This window comes from Lysinibacillus xylanilyticus, from assembly GCF_001708185.1.
Taxonomy (GTDB): Bacteria; Bacillota; Bacilli; order Bacillales_A; family Planococcaceae; genus Lysinibacillus; species Lysinibacillus xylanilyticus_A.
In genome coordinates this window covers 1-4,765 of record NZ_MDDN01000036.1, presented here as the reverse complement: position 1 = coordinate 4,765, position 4,765 = coordinate 1, and the positions used below count along the sequence as shown (strand labels likewise).

At 37.3% G+C, this 4,765-nt stretch carries 6 protein-coding genes; all 6 read right to left on the bottom strand.

Annotated features, from left to right (window positions below):
- Window positions 1-622 precede the first annotated feature (622 nt).
- Window positions 623-1,066, bottom strand: a complete 444-nt coding sequence (locus BFJ97_RS23065) for a hypothetical protein (protein WP_068986932.1) — start codon at window positions 1,064-1,066, stop codon at window positions 623-625.
- Window positions 1,067-1,294: 228 nt separating this feature from the next.
- The gene (locus BFJ97_RS23060; protein WP_068986931.1) at window positions 1,295-1,483 is read right to left on the bottom strand and encodes a hypothetical protein; all 189 of its coding nucleotides are present in this window, start codon (window positions 1,481-1,483) and stop codon (window positions 1,295-1,297) included.
- Window positions 1,484-1,550: 67 nt separating this feature from the next.
- Window positions 1,551-1,814: a DUF5839 family protein gene (locus tag BFJ97_RS23055; RefSeq protein WP_254660229.1), complete on the bottom strand. Its 264-nt coding sequence runs from the start codon at window positions 1,812-1,814 to the stop codon at window positions 1,551-1,553.
- Between the two features lie 37 nt (window positions 1,815-1,851).
- Window positions 1,852-2,841: a protein rep gene (locus BFJ97_RS23050; RefSeq protein ID WP_083227144.1), complete on the bottom strand. Its 990-nt coding sequence runs from the start codon at window positions 2,839-2,841 to the stop codon at window positions 1,852-1,854.
- Between the two features lie 279 nt (window positions 2,842-3,120).
- Window positions 3,121-3,378: a hypothetical protein gene (locus tag BFJ97_RS23045; RefSeq protein ID WP_068986929.1), complete on the bottom strand. Its 258-nt coding sequence runs from the start codon at window positions 3,376-3,378 to the stop codon at window positions 3,121-3,123.
- A complete protein-coding gene (mobV, locus tag BFJ97_RS23040) occupies window positions 3,375-4,619 on the bottom strand; it encodes a MobV family relaxase (RefSeq protein WP_068986928.1) in 1,245 nt (414 codons plus the stop codon). Before mobV ends, BFJ97_RS23045 begins: the two co-directional genes overlap by 4 nt.
- Window positions 4,620-4,765: the final 146 nt, after the last annotated feature.

Here is a 4,765-nt window from a genome sequence, read left to right as displayed (position 1 = left end):
ACTCTAGCAAATTTATTTGCCAAGAGTATAGCACGTTATACTCTTGTGACCAAGAGAACGTGCTCTGCGAGGCTAGTTGGCTACCGCCAAAGCATGCTTCAGCATGCAACAGACCTTGAGGGTTTCGCCCCTCAAACTCACGACCAAGGGAGCCCCTTGGATGGCATAAAAAAACCCCACCCCTCTCAAAGTTCGCTGTAGCACCGAGGAGAAAATCATTTCCTCCGTTGCCCTTTACAGCGAGCCTTTCGAGTCGTGTATCTTTCGAGCCAGCGCCACCTTGCTAAAAAGATCGGTGGCTCGAACCGAAATAGGTTAACACGACTCTGCTCACTGTAAAGGGTGAACTCGCTACGCTCGCAACTCCACAAATGATTTTCTTGCTTCGCTGAGGGCCAGTACTACCCCAGCACCAAATACACTCGAAAATTCACTGAGGTCTTGCGTGACTGGGTTTCTTGCAGTTTTCAATTTGCAAGTGACATGCAAAAAAATATTCCAGCAATACTGCCCATAATAGGTAGTATGAGCAGTAAGGTGACGGTGATTTCGTAATATATACCGAGCCAAAAAGAAAAAGAGCAGCACTCGCTACTCTTTGTTTTACAAACCAATCCTTTTATTATTCTAATACTTGTTCTGGCGGAGTTGGTTCAAGAAGTTCCTCTAAATCCATAGTTTCATCTTCCGGTGCAGCTTGAATCATACAAGGATATGCAGTACAACCACTAACTTGACCATTTGAACTTACTTGGATTGGTCTAGATAATACATCATTTTTGCTAAAATTTTTAATTTTTTGTTCAATACTCGAAAGACCCATCGCAATCCATTCAGAAGGTGCATGGCCAGTTTTGTAACTGATAACTCCATCCGTAATCCATGCTACAACGATTCCGCCAAAGAATATCGCTACTTGAGCACCTCGAGCTTGTACAGAATCTTCTTCATTCATTTCAATCGGTTGCTGTGCCGTTGCATGAATTGTAGGAGCTTGCATTAAAGATCCTGCTAGTAAAATAATTGTACTAATAATGATTGAAAATCTCAGTAACCTTTGCTTCATGTTTTACCTCCTATTTTTTAGAAAAAAAATCTGAAAATGGTTGATAAAATGAAAAACGTTACAAATCCTAGAAGAAAAATAAGTATGTTTTTTGTCATATTCTTTATATTCATCACCCTTTCATTCCCAATAATACCTAAATATTCAATAATGGTAAACTTAATTTTCTGAAATTTCCGAGATTACAATTATATTAAAAAGAGTAAAGGAGTAGCATTCACTACTCCTTTACTCTTTTTCCATTCGGTTTAACAATTCTCTTCGCAACAAAGCAATATAGTCTTGTTCTTCTGGTGACCGCTGATAGCTACGGTTGTAGTGACTAAAGGTTTCCAACAATTCTTTATTGACCATTCCGCTTGGATGTTTTAGTTCCACTTCTCCTTGGGACATATATTGATCACGTTCTTCACTCATACTCTTAGCCCTCGCGTTAATATTTTGTAGATTTTAATTATAATTTTCACAGATACTCTTCCTTATTTTACTTCGTCAAGTTTACTGGTGCTTTTTCAAAAACTGCTACGACTTTTTTATATCGTTTTCCTGTGTCTTCTACTTCTTCTCGAAAAACTTCTGTTACCAAAAAAGGTGACTTTATTTTCCCCACAGCAACAATATCACCTGGTTGAATGTTTGATTCACGTAAATATTTAGGAATATGCCACGTATATTTTTTTGGATATAGTTTCAACGGATCTCCCTTTTTGCTTCTGATATGAAATCCTGAAAGTGTATTATTCTCCATCTCCATTCTCTCCAATCATCAACTTTTATTGATTTTCCTAACGAATGAAATAATTCTGCATCTCCCAGTTCCACTGAGCCACAATCGAATACGCTTTTTCTTCAACGTCTGAATCCTCATCATCCACCCGTATTAAATCGCCCTCTTCGACGTCGTCCAAGTTCAATTGCTTATGTATTTCTTTCAGCAATCCGCCATATGAAACCATACGTTTTCGATACAATCCTTCTTCCAAATCTTTTACGACTTCTAAATCATTTTCTAAATTACCAGTCAGATAGTCAGAATCCTTAACCGAATATTTTGCGGTTTCTTGGACTGCTGCTTGAATCGCAGTAACCTCTTTTTCCTTGTTACGTTTTTTATTTTTTACAGCCTCAATATGAACGACTGGCACATAATCTAACTTCATGGCTTTTTGCCAAAGGTTTGTCCAATCTTTTTGCGCTAAATAATTTTCGCTGTCTCTAAAATATTTCGACTCAACACATAGTAAAACGTGCATGTGCTGATTATACGAACCGTCCTTTTTATTAACGGTAACTTCCGTTGATCGCATGAAACCAATCATGTTTTGTTTCACCTTTTTATATCCGATTAATCGGCGAAAACCTTCTGCCATTGCTTTCAAACTCTTATCCAATGTTTCACCATCAAATACGTTTTTCACTGTCAACGTTAAAAACAACCAACGGGCTTTAGGCTTTTGACGAATTACTTCTTCTACAACCTTTGTTGTCTGTAAACTTCGCTTCATCGTCTTCCTCCAATTACACATCGGACATAACGGTGATTTACAAAACCATGCATTCGCTAATTTCATACGCCCTTCATGCGTAATATCAAACTCTAGTATTTCACCACATGTCGATACACGTTCTGCTTTCTTGAACTGCAATACCTCTAACAACTCAAAATAACCAACATTCGCTGTCTTTTTTTCTTTCCAAGGTTGAGTTTTCCCGTTTGCCTTTTTATCACAAAGTACTGTTTTTTGGTCTAAATCCATGTTATCATGGGTACACATGTAAATATAAAAATCTCCTTTCAGGATTCCTGAAGGGTACAAAAATCCCTATGTTATTTGGTTTTGATTCGACACCTTAATCATAACACATTGGGATTTTTTTGTATATTTTTCTTTCAACACTTAAAACCTCAACAAACCCTGTCATATCAACGTCTAGACGCACTTTTGAAAAATGACGTTATTTCTATATGTATCAAGTAAAGAAGAAACCGATTTTTCACTACGTTCAAAATCAATAAAAACACGCCCCTGACAGGCGTGTTTTTTTATTCTAAATCACTTCGCTATTTCTTTGATATAGTTGTTCATGTTCTTCCAGTAACCCTCTAACACTTCTAATTCTTCAAACGACATTTTAAATAAATTCAAATCTATCATTTCAGCAAACTGGTTCAATAAGGTGCTATAAAAATTATTTTTCTCCTGCGGATCCATACCATTTTTCAAAACAAAGTTTAACAGGCGAGCGTGGACACCATTTGAAAACTCGTTGAGAACCTCAATTTTTAACGTTTTATCGTAATCGTATTTCATCGTCCCATCCCTTTATTTCTCTCTTTATTCAAATCCTTCTGGTGAGCCTTCTCAAATTCACCCCCAGGCGCTTTTTGTTTCACTTTGGTTACCAAGCTCTTAAAAGCGTCTTTAAAAGCCATAGCGTTGCTTGTACGCTCTTTAACAAATTCTTTGGCACTTTGATAAACCAATTTAATTTCAGCCTTTAAATCGCTTATACGCACTTTTAAATCCCAGTTTTCATTTTTGAGGGCTTTATTCTCCCTTTCCAAAACCCCATTTCGCTGTTGAGCAAACTCGAGGGCTTCATGAGTTGTATCAAGCGCTTCATGCAAATCTTGATTTTCCCTCACAAGATCCGTTGTCTGCAGACGCTCATAATCTTTTTTAACTTGATACGCAGCATTCATTATGTCTTCCATGTTTTTTAGTTCTTCAGGTGTCACAATAAAATTTTTGGTCTTCTTCTTGATAACCTCTGCATTCCCAATCATTTTCTGTTTTACTTCGATTTTGACCTCATTACCCTTCGTACGGATCTGCACATTTCCGTCATTAGGAATTTTTTCACTCAATGCTAAAAACTCTTTTTTCTTGTCTCCAATCTCTTTTTCTAGCAAAGTGTTCTCTTGTTGCAGATGCTCTAAATCATTTTCTTTCTCTGCAATTTTCTTCTGAACCTCTTTGTATTCATGAATGTTTTCAATGTTTTTATCTTTCGTTTTGCCACTAGCACGTACAACATCAAAGCCACGTTCTTGCAAAAATTTCGGCAAAGCATCATGGATGTAATTAATTTTTGCTTTATTCATTGCTACTCGTGCCTGTAATTTACCGTTCTCTATATTGACTGGCACAAAGTGCAAATGCATGTGAGGTGTTGTTTCGTCCTTATGTATTTTTCCACTCACCACATTTTCTTTTCCGAACTCTTTACAGAAAAATTCATAGCAAGCCTTAAAATAATCATCTGTTTTTTGCTCGCCCCATTTTTCAGCTTGCTCTTGAGGAACCGTCAAAATATTGGAGTACATCACGACTGAATTTTTTTGCACTCTTGAACCATTCTCTTTTAATTCATCCACTCGCTGCTTTACTCGCTGATACAAATTTTTCTCTGACTCTACTAAGTCATAATTATTTTTTGTACGCTCCAGATCAATGTCTTCATTCTTAATTTCGCCTATTCGCTCTTGCTCATTTTCTTTACCTTTAACATCTGTAATTTGATTTTTTTGTGCGTTCCAAGCCAACTCCATGTGACCGATGCACCCCCATACTCTAGCAAATTTATTTGCCAAGAGTATAGCACGTTATACTCTTGTGACCAAGAGAACGTGCTCTGCGAGGCTAGTTGGCTACCGCCAAAGCATGCTTCAGCATGCAACAGACCTTGAGGGTTTCG